General features: G+C 72.8%; 7 protein-coding genes. 1 reads left to right on the top strand and 6 read right to left on the bottom strand.

Annotated features, from left to right (window positions below):
* Positions 1-198: 198 nt before the first annotated feature.
* A complete protein-coding gene (locus RH94_RS05320) occupies positions 199-399 on the top strand; it encodes a hypothetical protein (protein ID WP_073946491.1) in 201 nt (66 codons plus the stop codon).
* Between the two features lie 77 nt (positions 400-476).
* On the opposite strand, the gene RH94_RS05315 is transcribed toward RH94_RS05320, so the two are convergent.
* The 6 genes from RH94_RS05315 to RH94_RS05290 all read right to left on the bottom strand — a co-directional run bounded on the left by RH94_RS05315 (position 477) and on the right by RH94_RS05290 (position 3,014).
* On the bottom strand, positions 477-872 hold the full coding sequence (locus tag RH94_RS05315; RefSeq protein ID WP_073946490.1) for a hypothetical protein: 396 nt from the start codon (positions 870-872) through the stop codon (positions 477-479).
* 77 nt (positions 873-949) lie between these two features.
* On the bottom strand, positions 950-1,489 hold the full coding sequence (locus tag RH94_RS05310; protein ID WP_073946489.1) for a hypothetical protein: 540 nt from the start codon (positions 1,487-1,489) through the stop codon (positions 950-952).
* Positions 1,486-1,728, bottom strand: a complete 243-nt coding sequence (locus tag RH94_RS40230) for a hypothetical protein (RefSeq protein ID WP_073946488.1) — start codon at positions 1,726-1,728, stop codon at positions 1,486-1,488. The genes RH94_RS05310 and RH94_RS40230 overlap by 4 nt, the downstream gene beginning before the upstream one ends.
* Positions 1,725-2,228, bottom strand: coding sequence for a hypothetical protein (locus RH94_RS05300; protein ID WP_073946487.1), 504 nt, complete (start codon positions 2,226-2,228; stop codon positions 1,725-1,727). The genes RH94_RS40230 and RH94_RS05300 overlap by 4 nt, the downstream gene beginning before the upstream one ends.
* Complete coding sequence (locus RH94_RS05295) at positions 2,225-2,491, bottom strand: hypothetical protein (protein WP_073946486.1); 267 nt, start codon at positions 2,489-2,491, stop codon at positions 2,225-2,227. Before RH94_RS05295 ends, RH94_RS05300 begins: the two co-directional genes overlap by 4 nt.
* Positions 2,484-3,014 (bottom strand): hypothetical protein, encoded by a 531-nt coding sequence (locus tag RH94_RS05290; RefSeq protein ID WP_073946485.1) that lies wholly within the window; start codon positions 3,012-3,014, stop codon positions 2,484-2,486. The genes RH94_RS05295 and RH94_RS05290 overlap by 8 nt, the downstream gene beginning before the upstream one ends.
* Positions 3,015-3,151 lie beyond the last annotated feature (137 nt).

Below are 3,151 nucleotides of genomic sequence, written 5' to 3'. Positions count from 1 at the left end.
GCTCGGCGGGCGCGGTCAGGGCGGTCACTGTGCGGTGTGGTCTCCGGTGGTGGCCTGGCGGGCGCAGGCAGCGATGAGGGAAGGGATGGGCATTGGGCGCACACCCCGAAGATGAGAATAGCGTTCGCGATCGCGGTTCGCGACCATGGTGCGCGTTCGCGTAGCGCGACCGTGGCGATCTGTGCCACGATGAGCTGCATGGACGCCCTCGACATGGAGATCGAAGCCGCAGCCAAGAAGCGCACCCGGGCTGAGGAGGCCTTCAAGCGCGCCGACGACGAGCTGCGCGATCTGCTCGTACGCGGGCGTGCCGCCGGCAAGGGCCCTTCGCACATGGCGAAGCTGACCGGATTCACCCGTGAGTGGGTGGCGAAGATTGCGCCTGCTCCGAAGCCCTGACACTGTCCGTCCTCCTCTCGTTCTCCAGGCCCCGCACCGTGCTGGTGCGGGGCTTCGTGCTGAGCTGGGGCGGGTGGTCAGGTGCTGGGCTGGGTGCCGCGGCAGGTGTGCTCGCGGCCCTGGGTGCGGTAGCCGGCCTCGCAGCACGCAGCCGACGCCGCTTCGTACTCGGCCCGCTTGGCGGCCAGGAGCTGGGCGGACCGGTCGCGGGCGGCGAGCATGTCCTCGATGAACTGCTGACCGACCCCGGAGCCTTGGGCGGCCTCGAGGTAGGCGAGGGCCGCACCGAAGAGGTGGGGAGCGGCGCAGGCGGGCAGGAGGATCGCGATGTCCTCGGTGATGCCGTCGTGCTCGCTGAACAGGTGGAAGGACAGGGCAGGGCTGCCGTGGTTGCAGGGGTGTTCAAAGCTCAGGCCGGCCCCGCCGTTGGTGGTGCGGAAGACGCGGCTGGGCTCGGTGAACCGGATGTCCATGAGCGCTCTCTTCAGGCAGAAAGTGGTGCGCGGGGGCGGGCGCGGCGTGGTCAGCGCCCGCCCCCGCGGTCTGGTGGTCAGCGGCGGAACTCGCGCGGGTTCTCGGCGATCCAGGCGCGGATCCCCTCCAGGGCCGCGGCGGGGATCGCGAGGGAGTAGGCGGTCTGGCCGGCGCGCGGACCTTCCTGCAGGCGCCGGTGCTGGAGCCAGCCGCGGGTGTGCAGGACCTGCAGGGCGACGTCGACCTGGGCGGCGGTCAGTCCGGCGGCCTGGGCGAGCTGCTCGGTGCTGGGCTGCAGGCTGGGGCTGATCCGTCCGGTGGCGTGGCTGGCGCGCCACATCAGGTCGTGGCCGACCAGGCGGGCGTGCGGGTGCATGTGGCTGGTGCGCATGCCGAAGAGGAAGTGCTTGCGGAAGTGCTCCCGCTTGGTGAGGTTGCCGGGCTTGAGGGCGTCCTCCGGGCTGAACTTGCGGGGCTGGTAGGGCTGTCCCGGCTCGGGGAAGTCCGGCGCGGCCGCCGACTTCGGCGCCGAGACGGGGGGCGTGGGTGCGGTGGCCGGCGGGCGGCGGGCGAGGTCACCGGGGGTCGGGATACGAGGAGTGGCCGGTGCGGTCATCGGGTGTCGTCCTGTTCGTGCTGGTCGCCGGTGGGGGCGGCGTCCTCCGGTGTGGTGCCAGGTGGGGGCTGGCGGTGGATGGGCCAGCCCGGGCCCGGCGGGGCCTCGGGCTTTCCCTGCTGCGCATTCGGTGTGTGCTTGGCGCACCACCAGCCGCTCGGGTAGAGGCGGGCGTAGGTGAGGGCGTGCGGCGCGGTGGGCCACGTGCACGGCGGCGGTTTGCCGTGGCGCCGGCTCACTCCTTGGTGTCCCAGGCGGCGCAGGCGGCCTCGAGCTCGCCGGCGTGCTCCCAGGAGTCGCCGATGATCCCGCCGGTCCAGCCGCGCCACTGGCCGGAGTTGAAGTAGGAGCCGGGTTCGATCTCGCGGCTGATGACCTTGCGGGCGGCCTCGGCGACGGCGGCCGGGCTGGCGTACCCGTACACCGGCAGGTCCGTGGGGTACACGTTGGAGCCGTCTTCCTGCAGCTCGGCGAACTGCCAGACGGGGCCGCGCTCCGGCTCGCCGAACTCTGCTTCGCGGCCGGTGTGCCACTCCCAGATCAGCAGCAGCCCGTGCGGCCACTCGTCCTGCAGGCCGACGGTGAGCATGTCCAGCTCGATGACGGCGTTGAGGTAGCAGTACGTGCCGCGGGTCTCGCAGTCGTCGGTGCGGCCGTCCTTCACCTCGGGGCCGGCCTTGTCGAGAGCCTCGCAGACGGCCTCGATGTACTTGTCGTGCGGCAGGGTTCGCGTGCTCATGAGGCTCCGTTCGGGATGGCGGTCGGCGTCTGCCGGCCGTGGGCATGCTTCAGGCGGTAGACGCGGGCGTTCTTGGGGCCGTGCTCGATCAGGAGGCGCTGCCCGGCGAGCCAGCGCAGGTCGCGGCGGGGAAGGTCGCGGGTGCAGCCCCACCCGTTGGCCTGGTACAGGCGGCGCGCACGGTCGGTGGGCCAGTCGCCGAGCTCCTGCCGTATTGCGTTGAGCAGGAAGCGGCGGCGGGCACGGGCGGCAGGGTCAGCCATCGCTGACCTCCGTCATGGTGTGCCGCTCCCACAGCCCGGCGAGCTGGTCGAGGGACCGGTCCGGCCTGATGCGGCCGAGAGCGCGGCCGCACTGGCAGGAGCCGATCAGCTCGCAGTCCCCGTACTGGACGATCAGGGCGTGACCGCCCGCGAGGGTCTCGCGGAACTCGAGGTCGGGCGGGTCGGTGTGCGGCTCGCGGTGCGCTCGGGCCAGCAACTCGGTGGCGGCCGCCTGGTTGTAGCCGGCATCGGCGAGGACGGCGAGGATCTCAGCGCGAGCAGTGGACCCGCCCACCGGTGGCTGGGTGCCGAGGCGGGTGCCCTTCTCCTCGGACTGAGCCCTCGCCTGCAGGGCGGTGTCGATGGCCTCGGCCAGCTGCGGCACCGTCGCCGTCCATGCCGTCTCTGTGCTGCCCGGCCCGAGCCCCTGCACCACGTGCCCGCGCAGCTCGTGCGCGAGGAGCGGGCGGCGTAGGACCGGGCGGCGCAGGACCGCGGCGATGGTGTCCGTACGGGACGGCATCAGCTCTCACCGCCCGGGCGCATGGGGATGCTGCGGAGGTCGGCGCGGGCGCGGGCGATCGCCGTGCACCGGCCCGGGCAGTACCAGTGCGCGGCCGCGCCGTCGGCGGCACCGCGGACCTGGACCATGCCGGCGGC

The sequence above is a fragment of the Streptomyces kebangsaanensis genome, assembly GCF_001906585.1.
Taxonomy (GTDB): Bacteria; Actinomycetota; Actinomycetes; order Streptomycetales; family Streptomycetaceae; genus Streptomyces; species Streptomyces kebangsaanensis.
Note: the sequence above shows the minus strand (reverse complement) of the source record. Positions and strands in the feature narration are given on the sequence as shown.